Below are 16009 nucleotides of genomic sequence, written 5' to 3'. Positions count from 1 at the left end.
CCATTGTTCCCGAAAGAAGCCCCTGTCATGGACGATCTCGACCAGCTTGAAGCCCAGAGCATCTATATCCTGCGCGAGGCGTACCGGAACCTGAAGCCGCTGGCGATGCTGTGGTCGCTGGGCAAGGATTCCAACGTCATGCTCTGGCTGGCGCGCAAGGCCTTCCTGGGCCGCGTGCCGTTCCCCGTGATGCATGTCGATACCGGCAAGAAATTCCCCGAGATGTACCGCTTCCGCGACGAATATGTGCGGAAATGGGACCTGGACCTGCTGTTGGGCGACTGCCCGCCGGTCGAGGAGATCGACCCGACGCTGCCGCCGGCCGCCCGGTCCGCCGCGCGCAAGACCGCCGGCCTGGCCGCGATGATCGAGAAATACAGCCTGGAGGGCGTGATCGCGGGCATCCGCCGCGACGAACAGGCGACCCGCGCCAAGGAACGCGTGTTCAGCCCGCGCGGTTCCAGCCACAAATGGGACGTGCGCAACCAGCCGCCGGAATTCTGGGACCAGTACGCCACCCCGCATGAAGAGGGCGTGCATATCCGCGTCCATCCTCTGCTGTCGTGGCGGGAGATCGACATCTGGCGCTATATCGAGCGCGAGGGCATCCCGCTGGTCGACCTGTATTTCTCGAAGAACGGCCTGCGCTACCGCTCGCTGGGTGACCAGGACATCACCAGCCCGATCGAGAGCGATGCCGCGACCGTCGCCGAGGTGATCGCGGAGCTGCAGACCACCCGCACGTCCGAGCGCGCCGGCCGCGCGATGGACCATGAATCCGAGGACGCGTTCGAGCGTCTTCGCGTCGCTGGCTATCTCTGACCCACGGACGGACCGGAACATCATCATGAGCAACGTCCCCGCCGCCACCCGTCAGGATGCGGCCACCCCCATCGTCATCGTCGGCCATGTCGACCACGGCAAGTCGACGCTGATCGGCCGCCTGCTGCACGACACCGACAACCTGCCCGAGGGCCGGGTCGCCCAGATCGTCGAATCCAGCAAGAAACGCGGCCTGAAGATCGAATGGAGCTTCCTGCTCGACAGCCTGCAGATCGAGCGTGACCAGGGCGTCACCGTCGATTCCACGCGCATCCCCTTCCGGCTGGGCGACCGCCAGTTCGTGATCGTCGACGCGCCGGGCCACCGGCAGTTCCTGCGCAACATGATCACCGGCGCGGCCGACGCCGAGGCCGCGGTGCTGGTGGTCGACGCGGCCGAGGGCGCGCAGGAGCAGACGCGCCGCCATGCGATGCTGCTGCGCCTGATCGGCATCCGCCATGTCATCGTCCTGATGAACAAGGTGGACCTGCTGGAGTACGACCAGACCCGCATCGCCGAGACCGAGCATGCGGTCGCCGCCCTGCTGAAGCAGTTGGACATCGAGGTCAGCCTGTTCGTCCCGGCCTCGGCGCGCGAGGGCGACAATATCGCCAGCCGTTCGCCGCATATGGGCTGGTACCAGGGACCGACCCTGACCGAGGCACTGGCCCTGGTCCCCGCGCCGGCGGGCCGCGCCGACCTGCCGTTGCGCCTGCCGGTGCAGGATGTCTATCGCTTCGACAGCAAACGCGTCGTCGTCGGCCGGATCGAGCGCGGGCGGGTGAAGGTGGGTGACAGCCTGGTGATCGGCACCCACGGTACGGTGGCGCGGGTCGCGTCGATCGAGAGCTGGCACACTGCTCCGCAGATTTCCGCCGTCGCCGGGCAGTCGGTGGCGATCACGCTGGAACCCGACGTGATCCCCGATCGCGGCGACCTGCTGCACCAGCCCGGCGAGTCCCCGGTGCGCGCCGCCCGCATCCGCTCGCGCCTGTTCTGGCTGCGGCAGGAGCCGCTGCGTGTCGGCGAGAGCTTCCGCCTGCGCCTGGGCACCGCCGAGCACCAGGTGACAGTGGCGTCGATCGATTCCGTCGTCCGGCTGGACGACCTGACCGAACATCCCTCGGACCACGTTCCCCCCGAAGGCTTTGCGGAAATCACGCTGGCGGCGTCGGAGAGCATCCTGTTCGACGCGTTCGCCCCCGGCACGACCGACGGGCGCGGCGTGCTGGTCGACCGGCACCAGCGCATCGTCGGCGGCGCGCCGCTGATCGGGCCGGCGGCCATCGCCAGCGGAACGAAGGCCATCCACCCGACCGGCAGCACCGTGTCACTGTGGGACCGGGCCCAGGCGCGCGGCCATCGCGGCGGCGTCTTCTGGATGACCGGCCTGCCCGGCGCGGGCAAGAGCACGCTGGCCCGTGCGGCCGAATCCCACCTGTTCGCCCAGGGCATCGACGTGTCGGTCCTGGACGGCGATACGCTGCGGGCCGGGCTGTGCGCCGATCTCGGCTTCTCCGAGGAGGATCGCACCGAAAACGTGCGCCGGGCCGCCGCGGTCGCGCGCATCCTGGCCGAAACCGGGCAGGTGGTGCTGGTCGCGCTGATCTCGCCGCGCATCGCCGACCGCGAGTTGGCCCGCCAGATCGTGGGCGACGGGTTCCAGGAAATCTTCGTGGACGCCGACCAGGCGGTCTGCGAGGCCCGCGACCCCAAGGGCCTGTATGCCGCCGCCCGCGCCGGGCGGATCAGCGGCTTCACCGGGATCGATGCCCCCTACGAGGCGCCGGCCACTCCGGACCTGCGCCTGGCCACCGGCCAGGGCAGCGTCCAGGAGGTGGCCGGCCGCCTGGCGGCGCACGTCACCGGTGCGGTCGTCCTGGGCGACCAGTCCCGCCAGCGGTCCTGAGCACCCGATTGACCATCCCCGCCCGCGATCGGGCCGCACCGCCGCCGATCGCACGGTGACACGGTGAACGGCCCCATGCCTTCCGCCGCACGCCTGCCCGGGCTGTGGCCCCGTCCACGCGTCCGTACCCGGCGTGACGCGCTGCCGGGGCTGCACCTGGCGCTGGGCGCGACGATCCTGTGGGTCGGGCTGCTGGTGGTGCTGCCGCTGCTGGCCCTGGCGATCCGCCCGTGGCAGGACGGTGCGGCGCCGATGCTGGCCGCCCTGCATGACCGGCGGATGCTGGCGGCGCTGGAACTCAGCTTCGGCAGCGCCGCTCTGGCGGCGCTGGTCAACCTGCCGTTGGGTCTCGTGCTGGCCTGGTCGCTGGTGCGCACCCGCCTGCCCGGCCGCCGGATCGTCGACGCCGTGATCGACCTGCCCTTCGCCCTGCCGACCGCCGTGACCGGCATCACGCTGGCCACGCTCTACGGCCCGCATGGCTGGCTGGGGGCGCCGCTGGCCAGATTGGGCATCCGCGTCGCCTTCACGCCGCTGGGCATCATGCTGGCGCTGGCGTTCGTGGGCCTGCCGTTCGTCGTCCGCACGCTGGAACCGGTGCTGCGCGACCTGCCGCCGGAACTGGAGGACGCGGCCATGATGCTGGGGGCGCAGCGCCGCCAGATCGTCGCGCGCGTCCTGCTGCCGCCCCTGCTGCCGGCGCTGGCCACCGGCTTCGGCCTGGCCTTCGCCCGGGGGATCGGCGAATATGGCTCGGTCATCTTCATCGCCGGCAACCAGCCCTTCCGCAGCGAGATCGCGCCGCTGCTGGTCGTCATCCGCCTGCAGGAATTCGATTACGCCGGCGCGACGTCGGTCGGATTCGTCCTGCTGCTGGCCGCCTTCCTGTCGCTGGTCGTCATCTCGGCCCTGCGGCGCCGGCTGTCGCGCGGCCTGGGCGGGGGTGAGACGGCATGAGCCGGATCCTGCTGGGACTTGCGACCTACGTCATCGTGGCGATCGTCCTGCTGCTGCCGCCGGTCCTGGTCTTCACCGAGGCCCTGCGGCAGGGCCTGCCGGCGGCGCTGGCCACCTTCGCCGACCCCGACGCACGGGCGGCGATCCAGCTGACGCTGGAGATGACCGCGCTGTCGGTGGTCGTGAATACCGCATTCGGCATCCTCGCGGCCTGGGCGCTGGCCAAGTTCAGCTTTCCCGGGCGCGGCGTGCTGCTGGTGCTGATCGAACTGCCGCTGAGCGTCTCGCCGGTCGTGGCGGGTCTGGTGTGGCTGCTGCTGTTCGGCAGCCAGGGCTGGTGGGGCGACGCGCTGGCGCGGCACGGCATCACCATCGCCTTCGCGACCCCGGGCATCCTGCTGGCGACGATCTTCGTGACCTTCCCCTATGTCGCACGGACGCTGCTGCCGCTGATGCAACGCCAGGGCCGCGACGCGGAGGAGGCCGCCCTGCTGCTGGGCGCCGGCTTCTGGCAGATCCTGTGGCGCGTCACCCTGCCGGGCGCGCGCTGGGCGCTGCTGTCGGGCGTCCTGCTGACCACCGCGCGGGCGATGGGCGAATTCGGCGCGGTCTCGGTCATTTCGGGCCATATTCCCGGCCTGACGGAAACCATGCCCTTGCATATCGAGACATTGTATAACGGCTACCAGACGGTCGCGGCCTTTTCCATGGCGGCCCTGCTCGCCCTGATGGCCATGACCACCGTCGCCCTGCGCGGCATTCTGGAACGACAGGCCGACAAGGCGGGTGCCAGCCAGGCAGGGGCCGACAAGGCGGGAGGATGGGCATGAGCCTGCATGTGACGGATATCGTGCGGCATGTCGCGGGCCGCGCGCGCCCCATTCTGGACGGCGTGTCGCTGGACATTGCCGACGGCGAATTCGTGGCTCTGGTCGGACCGTCCGGCGCGGGCAAGAGTTCGCTGCTGCGCGTCGTCGCGGGGCTGGATTTCCACCAGGGCGGCGCGATCAGCCTGGACGGCACGCCCATGGAAGGGCGTCCGGCGCGCGAACGGCATATCGGCTTCGTCTTCCAGAACTACGCCCTGTTCCCGCACATGACCGTCGCGGGCAATATCGGCTTCGGCCTGCGGATCCTGCCGCGCAGGCAGCGTCCGGCGCGGGCCGAGATCGCGCGGCGGGTCACGGAACTGCTGGAACTGATGCACCTGCCGGGGATGGAGGGTGCCTATCCCGCGCAATTGTCGGGCGGCCAGCGGCAACGCGTGGCGCTGGCCCGCGCACTGGCGACCCAGCCGCGCCTGCTGCTGCTGGACGAACCGTTCGGCGCGCTGGACCCGATGGTCCGCAAATCGATCCGCACCTGGCTGCGCGGCGTGCATGACCGGTTGGGCCTGACCACCATCCTGGTCACCCATGACCAGCACGAGGCCATGGACATCGCCGACCGCCTGGCGGTCATGCAGGATGGGCGAATCGTGCAGGCGGCGCCCGCGCCGGTGCTGGAACGCGACCCCGCGACCCCCTTCGTCATGCAGTTCCTGGGCGAGAGCCTGGCGTTCGAGGGCGTCGTCCGCCGGGGCCGCATGGTACCGGACGACGGCGACGTCCTGCCCTTCCCGGCCGAGGTGCCGGACGGACGGGCGACCGCGATGATCCGCCCCTACGACGTCGTGCTCCGGCCCGGCATGGGCCAGGCGCGCGCCGGTCTCGACCACACCCGTGGCGGCTACGCCCATCTGGACATCGCCATCGGCGAACGCCATGTCACGATCATGCGTCCGGCGGGCGAAAGCGATTACGGGGCGCAGGCGCGCTACGGGCTCGACATCTCCGCGGCGCGGCTGTTCCGGGATGGGCGGTCGCTGTTCCATGGCCTGCCGGCACATGGTGCGGGGACGGGCGCCGTCCGGGTGGCGTGACCTGTTTGCCGCCCGGACGATAACGGATCATTATACAATTTATAATTGTGCATTATCCTTGTGCACGCCCGATTAATCCCCTAATGACCCGGTGAAACAGGTTTCCCGGCTGACAGAGGACAAACCAAAGTGGATGTCAGGAGCAACCGCCGCGAGGCGGGCGGGTCGAGTGTCGTGACCGCCAACCGGCTGCTGGACGGACGGATCGTCTGGCTGGCCGGGGATGGCGCGTGGTCCGGGCGCATCGACGCCGCCCACGTCTTTTCCAATGACGGGATCGAGGCCGTGATCGACGCCACCGCGCGGCGGCAGCAGGCCGATGGCGTCGTCGGCGTCTATGGCGTGCAGGTGCGCGACGACAGCACGACGCCCGTGCCGGTCACGGTGCGCGAGCGCATCCGCGCCTTCGGCCCGACCGTTCACCCGGAATTCGCCACCCTGACCGAGGTTCCGCCCGATGTCCGCTGAGATCCTCGCCGCCCCTAGTTCCGGCATCGCGCCGGTCGGGCATTATGCCTACGACCAGGTGGACCGCGCCTTCCTGCATGACCGGGTCGAGCAGTTCCGCGACCAGGTCGCCCGCCGCCTGTCCGGCACCCTGTCGGAAGACGAGTTCAAGCCGCTGCGCCTGATGAACGGGCTGTACCTGCAATTGCATGCCTACATGCTGCGGGTCGCCATTCCGTACGGCATCCTCGATTCCCGCCAGATGCGCGAACTGGCGAATATCGCGCGAACCTATGACCGCGACTACGGGCATTTCACCACCCGCCAGAACATCCAGTTCAACTGGATCCGCCTGGAGGACACGCCCGATATCCTGGCCCGGCTGGCGACGGTGGACATGCACGCCATCCAGACCAGCGGCAACTGCATCCGAAACGTCACCTGCGACCAGTTCGCCGGCGCCGCGGCGGACGAACTGCTGGACCCGCGCGTGCATGCCGAAATCCTGCGGCAATGGTCGACGCTGCATCCGGAATTTTCGTTCCTGCCGCGCAAGTTCAAGATCGCGATCAGCGGCAGCCCGAACGACCGCGTCGCCGCGCGCTTCCACGATATCGGACTGGTGGCCAAGCCCGGGCGCCACGGGACGGTCTTCGACGTCTTCGTCGGCGGCGGCATGGGCCGTACGCCGATCGTCGGCGTGCATCTGCGCGACAATCTGCCGGAAGAAGACCTGCTAGCGTATCTCGAGGCGATGATCCGCGTCTATAACGAGTACGGTCGCCGCGACAACATCTACAAGGCGCGCATCAAGATCCTGGTGCAGGCGCTGGGCGCCGAAGGCTATCGCGAGAAGGTGGACGCCGAATTCGCGGCGATGGACCGCGCGCGCTATCGCCTGCCGCCCGAAACGGTAGCCGCCATCCGTGCCCGCTTCGGCACGCCGGCGCTGGACGCCCCGTCCGACGCCGCCGAACGCCTCGCCGGGGCGCGCCGCGCCGACGCGGCCTTCGACCGCTGGGTCCGCACCAACACCCATTCGCACCGGGCGGCGGGCTATATCTCGGCCGTCATCTCGCTCAAGCCCGACGGGGGCATTCCCGGGGACGCGACGTCGGCGCAGCTCGACGCCATCGCCGACCTGGCGGAGCGTTTCTCGTTCGGCGAGATCCGGATCAGCCACATGCAGAACGTCGTCCTGGGCCATGTCCGGCAGGACGAACTGCACGCGCTGTGGCAGGAACTGGGCCGCGCGGGGCTGGCCAGCGCCAATATCGGTCTGATCGGCGACATCATCGCCTGCCCGGGACTGGATTATTGCTCGCTGGCGAATGCGCGTTCGATCCCGATCGCGCAGAAGCTCAGCGCCCGCTTCGCCAATCCCGACCTGCAGGAACGGATCGGAGACCTGCAGATCAAGATCTCGGGCTGCATCAATGCCTGCGGCCACCACCATGCCGGGCATATCGGCATCCTGGGGGTGGACAAGAAAGGCGAGGAATTCTTCCAGCTGACGCTGGGCGGTTCGGCCGCCAGCGACGCCGCCATCGGCCAGATCCTGGGCCCGGCCCTGCCCGAAGATTCGACGGTGGACGCGATCGCGCACCTGGTCGACGCCTACCTGGTCCACCGCACCGACGGGGAACGCTTCCTCGACACCTATCGGCGGCTCGGCGCCGCGCTGTTCAAGGACGCCGTCTATGCCCTTGCTTGAAAATGGCCGCATCGTCGAGGATTTCTGGACCACCATCGGCGGCGACGAGCTCTTGCCCCCAACCGGCCCGGTGATCGTGCCGCTGGACCGGCTGGAGGACGGGCTGGCCCGTCCGGCCGGCGAGAAGCTGGGCGTCGCCCTGCCGCCGGACGCCGAAATCGCCGTGCTGCGCGCGGCCCTGCCGCGCCTGGCGCTGGTCGGCGTCACCTTCCCGACCTTCCGCGACGGACGCGCCTTCAGCCAGGCACGGGCCCTGCGCGAACATCTGGACTTTGCCGGCGACATCCGCGTCACCGGACGCCCGCTGCCCGACCAGTATGAATTCCTGCTGCGCTGCGGTGTTTCGACCGTCCAGCTGCCCGATGGCGCGGACCCGGCCGTGTGGGCGCGGGCGCATGAACGCTTCACCACGGCCTACCAGCCCGCGGTGCGCGATGAACGCGCCGAAGGATTCGGACTGCGGCGCTTCCTGGCCTGATCCGGGGAGGGGCGTCCAGCCCTTCCGCCCGCCGGTCGCCCATGCTACCGGCAGGCGCATGACATGCTGCTTCCCCGTCCGGGGCCGGACATGCTGAAACGCCTGCTGGCAGGCGGGCGGGGCCGTGCCCTGGCCATCGGGATGCTGCGGTCCTATCTGGTCCTGGCGCTGCGGACCACGCGCTGGACGTTCGACATCCATCCCGACGCCCTGCCGGTGCTGACGCCCCGCGACGGGCGGTCCGCGTTGGTCGCCTTCTGGCATGAAACGCTGGTCCTGACCCCCGCCCTGTGGTGGTGGGCCGCACGGCGCGACCCCGCGCTGCGCATGCATGTACTGGTCAGCCGCAATCGCGACGGACGGATGATCGCCGACATCGTCGCCCCCTGGGGGGTCGACGTCATCGCCGGCTCGACGGACCGCAAGAACAGGAACAAGGGCGGCGCCGCGGCATTGCGCGGCCTGCTGGACCAGCTGGGCGATGGCAGCCTGGTCGCCGTCACCCCGGACGGGCCGCGCGGTCCGCGCCGCCATGCGCAATCGGGGATCGCGGGCCTGGCCCTGCTGTCCGGCGCGCCGGTGGTGCCAGTGGGGGCGTGGTGCCGGTCCTGGCGTCTGGGCACCTGGGACCGGATGCTGATCCCGCTGCCGTTCGGACGCGGGCGCGTCGTCTGCGGCGCGCCGATCACGCCGTCGCGCGGCGACCGGGCGGAGGCCGCGCGACGGATCGGGGACGCCATCGATGCCGCAACCGATGCCGCCTGCCCCACGCCGGCCGGGATGCTGTCGCGCCTGTGGGCCCTGCTGGCCACCCTGATCGCGCCGGCCCTGGTCCTGCTGCTGCGGCGGCGACTGGCGCGCGGCAAGGAACGGCGCGATCGCCTGCGCGAACGCATGGGCCTGACCGCGCGTCCGCGCCCCGCCGGCCGGCTGGTCTGGCTGCATGCCGCAAGCGTGGGTGAAAGCCTGTCGATCCTGCCGGTGATCGAACGCATGCTGGCGCGCGACGCGACGCTGCACGTCCTGGTGACGACGGCGACGGTCACCGCCGCCGACCTGCTGGACCGCCGTATGGCCGACGCGGCATGGGGCGGGCGGACCATCCACCAGTTCGTGCCGCTGGACGTGCCGCGCTGGATCGGCCGGTTCCTGCGTCACTGGCGTCCCGACGCCGCGGCCCTGACGGAAAGCGAGCTGTGGCCCAATCTGGTCGAGGCCTGCCATCGCGCCGGCATTCCGATCGCCCTGGTCAACGCCCGCCTGTCCGACCGATCCCGCGACGGCTGGCGAAGGGTATCGGGACTGGCGCAGCGCATGCTGTCGCACTTCGGCTGGATCGCCGCGCGCTCGGCCGAGGACGCGGCCCGGCTGCGCGCGCTGGGCGCCACGCGGGTGGACGTTCCCGGCGACCTGAAGGATGCCGCCCCCCCGCTTCCGGCCGATCCGGTACAACTGGCGGGGATCGTCGGCGCGATCGCCGACCGCCCGGTCTGGCTGGCCGCCTCGACCCATGACGGGGAGGAAGAACTGATCGCCCGAGCCGACCGGTTGATCCGCGCGCGTCACCCGAACCTGCTGACCGTGATCGTCCCCCGCCATCCCGAACGGGGCGCGGACATCGCGGCGCGCCTGGACACACCCCCCGCCCCCCGCCGCGCGCTGGGTGCGACCCCGGGGCCGGCCGACCGGTTCTGGATCTGCGATACGATGGGCGAACTGGGCCTGTTCTACAGGGCGGTGCCGATCGTCTTCATCGGCAACAGCCTGCCCGGTCCTGGACGGCGCGGCGGCCACAACCCGATGGAACCGGCCCGGCTGGGCGCGGCCCTGGCGTCCGGCCCGCTGACGGACAATTTCACCGAGGCCTTCGCCCGGCTGGGCGATGCCGTCGCCATCGTCGCCGATCCGGCCGCCCTGGCGGACTGGGTGGACGGCCTGCTGTCCGATCCCGCGCGCCTGGCGCAGGACCGTCTCCCCGCCGCCCCCGTCGGAGACCCGGACCTGCCGGACCGGATCGCGGCGCGCCTCCTGACCATGGCGGGATACTGATGCACCCGCCGCGCTTCTGGTCCGATCCCGACGGCGGCTGGATCGCCCGCCTGCTGATGCCGGCATCCGCGCTTTATGCGCTGGGCACCGCGCGACGGATGCGTCGGCCGGGCTGGCGGGCGCCGGTCCCGGTCCTGTGCTGCGGCAATCTGACGGCCGGCGGCGCGGGCAAGACGACCCTGGCGCTCGATCTGGGCAGGCGCCTGGTCGGACGGGGGCGCGCGGTGCAGTTCCTGACGCGCGGCTATGGCGGACGGATGCGCGGCCCGGTGAGGGTCGATCCCGCCCGCCACGACGCCGCCACCGTGGGAGACGAGGCCCTGCTGCTGGCGCGCGTCGCGCCCTGCATCGTCGCCGCCGACCGCGCCGCGGGCGCGCGCGCCGCCATCGCGGCCGGAGCCGACTGCCTGGTGATGGATGACGGTTTCCAGAATCCCGGCCTGCACCAGGACATGCCGTTGCTGGTCATCGACGGGACCAGCGGTTTCGGCAACGGCCACGTGCTGCCCGCCGGCCCGCTGCGCGAACCGGTGGCGGCCGGCGCGGCCCGGGCGCGTGCCGCCATCCTGATCGGGGATGATCTGACCGGGGCAGCGGCGGCACTGCCCGCGTCGCTGCCGGTCCTGCGCGCGCATCTGGAAATGGACGACGCAGCGGCTCTTCTGGACGGCCGGCAGGCCGTCGCCTTCGCCGGGATCGGGCGGCCGGACAAATTCTTCGACGGCTTGCGCCGGCAGGGCCTGTCCCTGGCCGCCTGCCTGCCGTTCCCCGACCATCATCCCTATGTCGCCTCCGATCTGCGTCGCCTGCGCGATGCCGCCCGCGCGCATGACGCAATTATTCTGACCACGCCCAAGGATGCCGTCCGACTGCCTGTGGCTTTCCGGTCACAAATTCGATGCGTGGACGTCCGGCTGGCGTGGGCGGATCCGGCTGCCCCCGAGCGGCTTCTCGATCTCTGGCTGGAAGGGGTGCCGCGATGACCGATGGCGGCGACACGGGCCCGCGCGTCACGATGCTCATGCGGATCGAGGCCCTGGCGGCGCGGGGGGCGCTGGCGCTGCTGCGTCGCCTGGGGCCGGTCCGCGCGTCCGACATGGGCGGGGCGATCTGCCGCGCCATCGGTCCGCGCCTGCGGGTCTCGCGGGTGGCCGATGCCAATCTGCGCCTTGCCCTGCCGGGGCTGGACCGGGCGGGACGACGCGCGGTCATTCGCGACGTGTGGGACAATCTGGGCCGGACGGTCGGCGAATTCCCCCATTTGTCCAACCTGCCGCGCGACCCGGTCCAGGGCCCCGGATGGGACGTGACGGGGGGCGAGCATCTGGCCGCCCAGGCGGCGCGCGGAGGGGCCGTGATCTTCGTCTCCGGCCATATCGGCAACTGGGAAATGCTGCCGCCGGCGGTCGCGCATCACGGCCTGCCGTTCGCATCCTTCTATCGCGCAGCAGCAAATCCCCTGATCGACCGGATGATCCGCGCCCTGCGCGACGAGGCGATGGGGCAATCCGTTCCGCTCTTCGCCAAGGGCGCGCGCGGGGCGCGGGGTGCATTGGCCCACATCGCCCGGGGCGGGCGCCTGGGCATGCTGGTGGACCAGAAGATGAATGACGGGATCGAAGCCCGGCTGTTCGGCCATCCGGCGATGACCGCGCCGGCCCTGGCCGCCATGGCGCTGCGCTATCGCTGCGCGGTGATCCCCGGCTATGTCGAACGCCTGGGTCCCGCACGCCTGCGCATTCACGTCGAACCGCCGCTGCCCCTGCCCGACAGCGGGGACCGCCAGGCCGATGTGCTGGCCCTGACGCAAGCCGTCAACGACCGGCTGGAAGACTGGATCCGCGCCCGTCCGGGAAGCTGGTTATGGCTTCACCGCCGATGGCCGCGGAAAGTGTCCTGACGGGCAGCGGACCGCCGCAGCCCTATTCTTTCAAACCAATTCCTAAGCAATTGCACCGTTCCGTGCCCAACATTAAGGCTAATACGTAACAGAGCATTGTTTTTTTGCCACATAGACAAAGTTCTGCCTGTTTGTGCGGCGCTGTCGCACAGATTCAATTTGGCAATGCCGTCTGACGCGCATTAGCGTTCCTCTGCACCCCCCCTGCGAGGACATTCAGATGCCCATGGCAATGACCCGGAAGGTAGACACCCCGTCCCTTACCAGCCCCTGCAATGTGATCCCCCTGCGCCTGAGTTTCCTGCCCCGGCATCGGGAATATCTGATGCGGTGGCTCGATGCCGGCACCTGTATGGGACTGTGCGATGTCGACGTTGCCGCGCGGTCGGACGACGGGGTGATCGAACATGTCCTGGTCTGGGTCCGCGAAAATGCCGATCCCGCCTATCTGGTGCGGCCCGAGGGGATGAACTGGGTCCTGGTCGACCATCTACGCGATTATCGCCTGGGCACGTTCAAGAGCTTCGAGGCCGCCCTCTACGCCATTCGTCCGGTCCTGGCCTGCGGGGCGACGGCGGCGGCCTGATCGCCCCCGTTTCCCTGGTATTTCTCCCGAACCGGGCTTTCTCCACCCGATCAGCTTTGGCTTCCGTCCCGCGCCAGGCGCCCTGCCGCGGGGACGACGATCCGGCCGCCGCCGCCGGGCTGGATCTGGAACACCGCCATATCCCGCCGCGTCCGACCATCCGGCGTCAGGCCGAACACCCCATCCACTCCTGAAAATCCATCGGGCCGCGTCAGGGCCTCGACGCTGTACCCGTTCGGCTGCCCCTCGGTCCGGGCGCGATCCAACGCGCCGACCAGCGCCGCGGAATCATAGGACAGGTCCGCCAGCGGCGTCGGCATATGGTGGTAGCGCGCCATGAAGATCTGGATGAAGCGCTGGCGGCTGACGGGGTCGGGCGCCGCGTACCATGCTCCCTGCAACCGGCCGAGCTTTCCGGCAAACGCCCCCCACAACCCCGATCCCAGCAGCCGAACCGGCGGAGGTCCGGCCGGCGGCGCGGCCTGTGCCCCGGCACCCGACTGACTGCCCCCCGTCCCGGTCCCGATCACCTGCACGGTATCCAGCGCGTTGATCACCTGGGCCAGTTGCAGCCCGGTATCGGCCAGCAGCAGGGCGTCGAACGGCGGCGGCCCCAGCCGGGGCGGCGGCGGGGCGGCGGCCGCCGGGGCCGCCGTGCCGTCGGGTGTGGCCGGCACGGCCGTTGTCGCCGGCGCGGCGCCTGCCAGCGGGTCGACCGCCGCCGCGTCGGGCGGCGTCGCGGCTTCCGCCGCGCTTTGGGCGGCGGCCAGGCGGCTGTCGTAATCGGACAGCGTCTTCAGGCCCTGGGTGATGCTGGCCTGACTGGCGGTGTGATAGACCACCGACGGCGTCGGCAGCCCCTGGGCCGCGCAGACCTCCGTCAGGGCCGTGCCCATCGCCCGGCCCAACGCATTATCCGGCAGGAACGCCGCGAAATGCTGCCGTCCCTCGGCACGGGCGGCGGCGACCAGGCGCGCGACCTGCTGTTCCGGCGCGATCCCCAGCACCCACACACCCGGCCGCCCCAGCGAGACGTCGCTGGTATAGGCCAGAAGCGGCACCGAGGCCGATGCCGCGACCGTCGCCGCCTGGCCGGTATCGCCGGCGGTCAGCGGGCCCAGTATCACGCCGTCCCCGGCGCCCACTGCCGCCTGCGCGGCGGCCCCTGCCCCACCCGGCGCCGCCGTGTCGCGCACATCCAGCGGCGGCGCGCCGGGGACGTCCAGCGCCAGGCGCGTGGCGGCCAGCATCTCCTGTCCCAGATGGGCATTCGCGCCGCCCAGCGGCAGCAGCACGCCGACGGTGCGCCCGGGCGGCACCGGTGCGGGGGCGGGCGCACCGGGGGGCCCGACAACGGCAGGCCCCGACGGGGACGGACCGGCACAGGCCGCAAGCCCCGCCAGCGACACCGCCATCAGCAGGCCGGTCCTGCCGGACACGCCGCGAACGGTTGCATCTGCCCCGCGTTTCTGCGACCGGAGTCCACATGTCCGATTCATCTTCCTCGTCCCTGCCTTTCCGCTCCATGCCGGACGGAGACCCGTCCGCGATCCCCTCTTCCCATAGCGAAGCGGGACCGGACCGTCATGCCCCCCCCGACGCCACGGACCATGTCATGGACGACACCGACGACGCCCCCCCGCCTGGCGCCACCGGGGGCGGTCTGTCGCTGGTCTCTACCCCGATCGGCAATCTGGCGGATTTCAGCGACCGGGCGGTTACCACCCTGTCGGGCGCGGACCTGGTCCTGTGCGAGGACACGCGCGTCACCGCCCGTCTGCTTGCGTCGCGCGCCATCTCGGTCCGCACCGAACCCCTTCACGACCATAACGAGCAACAGCGGATTCCGGCCCTGATCGACATGCTGGAACGCGGGCGGCGCATCGCCATCGTGTCGGATGCCGGCACGCCCCTGCTGTCCGATCCCGGATTCCGGCTGGTGCGGGCGGCCATCGCGGCGAACATCCCGGTCACCGCCGTGCCGGGCCCCAATGCCGCCGTGACCGCGCTGACCCTGTCCGGCCTGCCGCCGCATCCGTTCCTGTTCTCGGGCTTTCTTCCGCCGCGCGAGGCCGCGCGGCGCGAAACACTGGCCGCGCTGCGCGCCGCCGAGCAGGCCGGGCTGTCCGCGACCCTGATCTGGCACGAGGCCCCGCACCGGCTGGCGGGCATGCTGGCCGACCTGGCCGATATTTTCGGCGCGGACCGTCCCGCCGCCGTGGCACGCGAACTGACCAAGCGGTTCGAGGAAGTACGGCGTGGCCCCGTCGGCACGCTGGCCGACTGGTACGACGCCACGCGCGCGCGGGGCGAAATCACGGTGCTGCTGGGGCCGCCGGGTGCCGACGATCGCGGGGCGGCCGACCTGGATACGCGCCTGCGCGCGGCCCTGGCCACATTGTCGGTCAAGGACGCGGCGGCACTGGTGGCCGGGGCGGTCAACCTGCCCAAGCGCACGGTCTATGCCCGTGCGCTGGAACTGGCCCGCGAGGAAGGGCAGCCGGGGGACCCGCACGGTTACTGATCGCCGATATCCGTATCGAACAGGCCGTCGGGCTGCGGCCCCCCGCCGAGGCGGACATTGAACAGGTCGACGCGGGTTTCCTGTCCTTGGGCATCGACGACGCTCCAAGAGCGCAGGGCCAGCGGATTGTCATGAAACACCAGCGTCAGGCTCCCGTCCCCGGGCGACGCGGTCCGCGCCAGCGTGACCTGCACCAGCCCATTGGCATGCGTGAAACCGGTAACGGTCACATCGCCCGAGAGTTGCAGGTCGGGCCGCAGCAGCAGACCCAGCGGCGTCTTGTCCAGCGGGATCGTCGTGGTCTGGCCGAGCTGGCTGTCGTTGAAGACAACCTGGCCATGATTGGCCACCAGCAGCAGCGGGCTGGGCTTGTCGTATTCGAAGCGCATGCGGCCCGGCCGGTTGAGCCACGCGGTGCCAGTCGTCCGCTTGCCGTCGGGGGCCAGTTGCTGGAACTGGGCCTCCAGCGTCGTGATGCCGTTCAGATAGGCCTGGACCCGCCCGACCCATCCCCGGTCCGATGGCGACAGGGCCAGCGCCGCGGCCGTCTGCGCCCGGGCGGCGGGCAGCACCGCGGGACAGGCCAGGACGGCCAGACCGGCCAGCAGGCCGGCCGCAAGCCGCACGGGCCGCAGGAATTGTTTTGAAGGACGAGGCTGTCGCGTCATGGGGTCCGATCGGGCACAAGCGGGCTGCCGGCGG

15 protein-coding genes are annotated in these 16009 nt (G+C 70.7%); 13 read left to right on the top strand and 2 right to left on the bottom strand.

Annotated elements, in window-relative coordinates:
• The first annotated feature begins 27 nt into the window (after positions 1-27).
• The 12 genes from cysD (at position 28) to HLH28_RS01920 (ending at position 12783) form a co-directional block, all read left to right on the top strand.
• Positions 28-822, top strand: a complete 795-nt coding sequence (gene cysD, locus HLH28_RS01975; RefSeq protein WP_182953614.1) for a sulfate adenylyltransferase subunit CysD — start codon at positions 28-30, stop codon at positions 820-822.
• A gap of 25 nt (positions 823-847) precedes the next feature.
• Complete coding sequence (gene cysC / locus HLH28_RS01970; RefSeq protein WP_182953612.1) at positions 848-2731, top strand: adenylyl-sulfate kinase; 1884 nt, start codon at positions 848-850, stop codon at positions 2729-2731.
• Positions 2732-2806: 75 nt separating this feature from the next.
• Positions 2807-3688: a sulfate ABC transporter permease subunit CysT gene (cysT, locus tag HLH28_RS01965; RefSeq protein WP_182953609.1), complete on the top strand. Its 882-nt coding sequence runs from the start codon at positions 2807-2809 to the stop codon at positions 3686-3688.
• The gene (gene cysW / locus HLH28_RS01960) at positions 3685-4518 is read left to right on the top strand and encodes a sulfate ABC transporter permease subunit CysW (RefSeq protein ID WP_182953607.1); all 834 of its coding nucleotides are present in this window, start codon (positions 3685-3687) and stop codon (positions 4516-4518) included. Before cysT ends, cysW begins: the two co-directional genes overlap by 4 nt.
• Positions 4515-5609 (top strand): sulfate/molybdate ABC transporter ATP-binding protein, encoded by a 1095-nt coding sequence (locus HLH28_RS01955; RefSeq protein WP_182953605.1) that lies wholly within the window; start codon positions 4515-4517, stop codon positions 5607-5609. Before cysW ends, HLH28_RS01955 begins: the two co-directional genes overlap by 4 nt.
• A 129-nt stretch (positions 5610-5738) precedes the next feature.
• The gene (locus HLH28_RS01950; protein WP_182953603.1) at positions 5739-6077 is read left to right on the top strand and encodes a DUF2849 domain-containing protein; all 339 of its coding nucleotides are present in this window, start codon (positions 5739-5741) and stop codon (positions 6075-6077) included.
• A complete protein-coding gene (locus tag HLH28_RS01945) occupies positions 6067-7770 on the top strand; it encodes a nitrite/sulfite reductase (protein ID WP_182953600.1) in 1704 nt (567 codons plus the stop codon). The genes HLH28_RS01950 and HLH28_RS01945 overlap by 11 nt, the downstream gene beginning before the upstream one ends.
• Positions 7757-8248, top strand: coding sequence for a DUF934 domain-containing protein (locus HLH28_RS01940; RefSeq protein ID WP_182953597.1), 492 nt, complete (start codon positions 7757-7759; stop codon positions 8246-8248). The genes HLH28_RS01945 and HLH28_RS01940 overlap by 14 nt, the downstream gene beginning before the upstream one ends.
• Before the next feature lie 63 nt (positions 8249-8311).
• Positions 8312-10297 (top strand): glycosyltransferase N-terminal domain-containing protein, encoded by a 1986-nt coding sequence (locus HLH28_RS01935; protein ID WP_246395582.1) that lies wholly within the window; start codon positions 8312-8314, stop codon positions 10295-10297.
• Positions 10297-11280, top strand: a complete 984-nt coding sequence (gene lpxK / locus HLH28_RS01930) for a tetraacyldisaccharide 4'-kinase (protein ID WP_182953595.1) — start codon at positions 10297-10299, stop codon at positions 11278-11280. The genes HLH28_RS01935 and lpxK overlap by 1 nt, the downstream gene beginning before the upstream one ends.
• Positions 11277-12197: a lysophospholipid acyltransferase family protein gene (locus tag HLH28_RS01925; RefSeq protein WP_182953593.1), complete on the top strand. Its 921-nt coding sequence runs from the start codon at positions 11277-11279 to the stop codon at positions 12195-12197. Before lpxK ends, HLH28_RS01925 begins: the two co-directional genes overlap by 4 nt.
• 220 nt (positions 12198-12417) lie before the next feature.
• A complete protein-coding gene (locus HLH28_RS01920) occupies positions 12418-12783 on the top strand; it encodes a hypothetical protein (protein WP_408869801.1) in 366 nt (121 codons plus the stop codon).
• A gap of 50 nt (positions 12784-12833) precedes the next feature.
• Here HLH28_RS01920 and HLH28_RS01915 read toward each other — a convergent pair whose 3' ends face one another.
• Positions 12834-14282 carry a penicillin-binding protein activator gene (locus HLH28_RS01915; RefSeq protein ID WP_408869800.1) on the bottom strand — a complete coding sequence of 483 codons (1449 nt, stop codon included), beginning with the start codon at positions 14280-14282 and terminating at the stop codon, positions 12834-12836.
• Here HLH28_RS01915 and rsmI point away from each other — a divergent pair.
• Positions 14270-15307, top strand: coding sequence for a 16S rRNA (cytidine(1402)-2'-O)-methyltransferase (gene rsmI, locus HLH28_RS01910; protein WP_182953590.1), 1038 nt, complete (start codon positions 14270-14272; stop codon positions 15305-15307). The genes HLH28_RS01915 and rsmI overlap by 13 nt on opposite strands.
• Here the strand turns inward: rsmI and HLH28_RS01905 are convergent.
• Positions 15301-15975 carry a LolA family protein gene (locus tag HLH28_RS01905; RefSeq protein ID WP_182953588.1) on the bottom strand — a complete coding sequence of 225 codons (675 nt, stop codon included), beginning with the start codon at positions 15973-15975 and terminating at the stop codon, positions 15301-15303. The two genes, rsmI and HLH28_RS01905, sit on opposite strands and share 7 nt — an antisense overlap.
• Positions 15976-16009 lie beyond the last annotated feature (34 nt).

It is taken from the genome of Gluconacetobacter tumulisoli (genome assembly GCF_014174155.1).
In the GTDB taxonomy this organism is placed as follows: domain Bacteria; phylum Pseudomonadota; class Alphaproteobacteria; order Acetobacterales; family Acetobacteraceae; genus Gluconacetobacter; species Gluconacetobacter tumulisoli.
This window is presented reverse-complemented; position numbering and strand designations above follow the sequence as displayed.

Excerpts from the sequence above, each read along its gene's own strand:
- HLH28_RS01935 (WP_246395582.1), top strand. The coding sequence starts at position 8,312 with ATGCTGCTTCCCCGTCCGGGGCCGGACATGCTGAAACGCCTGCTGGCA.
- cysC (WP_182953612.1), top strand. The coding sequence starts at position 848 with ATGAGCAACGTCCCCGCCGCCACCCGTCAGGATGCGGCCACCCCCATC.
- cysW (WP_182953607.1), top strand. The coding sequence starts at position 3,685 with ATGAGCCGGATCCTGCTGGGACTTGCGACCTACGTCATCGTGGCGATC.
- HLH28_RS01955 (WP_182953605.1), top strand. The coding sequence starts at position 4,515 with ATGAGCCTGCATGTGACGGATATCGTGCGGCATGTCGCGGGCCGCGCG.
- HLH28_RS01905 (WP_182953588.1), bottom strand. The coding sequence starts at position 15,975 with ATGACGCGACAGCCTCGTCCTTCAAAACAATTCCTGCGGCCCGTGCGG.
- HLH28_RS01925 (WP_182953593.1), top strand. The coding sequence starts at position 11,277 with ATGACCGATGGCGGCGACACGGGCCCGCGCGTCACGATGCTCATGCGG.
- cysT (WP_182953609.1), top strand. The coding sequence starts at position 2,807 with ATGCCTTCCGCCGCACGCCTGCCCGGGCTGTGGCCCCGTCCACGCGTC.
- cysD (WP_182953614.1), top strand. The coding sequence starts at position 28 with ATGGACGATCTCGACCAGCTTGAAGCCCAGAGCATCTATATCCTGCGC.
- HLH28_RS01915 (WP_408869800.1), bottom strand. The coding sequence starts at position 14,282 with ATGAATCGGACATGTGGACTCCGGTCGCAGAAACGCGGGGCAGATGCA.
- rsmI (WP_182953590.1), top strand. The coding sequence starts at position 14,270 with ATGTCCGATTCATCTTCCTCGTCCCTGCCTTTCCGCTCCATGCCGGAC.
- HLH28_RS01920 (WP_408869801.1), top strand. The coding sequence starts at position 12,418 with ATGCCCATGGCAATGACCCGGAAGGTAGACACCCCGTCCCTTACCAGC.
- HLH28_RS01945 (WP_182953600.1), top strand. The coding sequence starts at position 6,067 with ATGTCCGCTGAGATCCTCGCCGCCCCTAGTTCCGGCATCGCGCCGGTC.
- lpxK (WP_182953595.1), top strand. The coding sequence starts at position 10,297 with ATGCACCCGCCGCGCTTCTGGTCCGATCCCGACGGCGGCTGGATCGCC.
- HLH28_RS01940 (WP_182953597.1), top strand. The coding sequence starts at position 7,757 with ATGCCCTTGCTTGAAAATGGCCGCATCGTCGAGGATTTCTGGACCACC.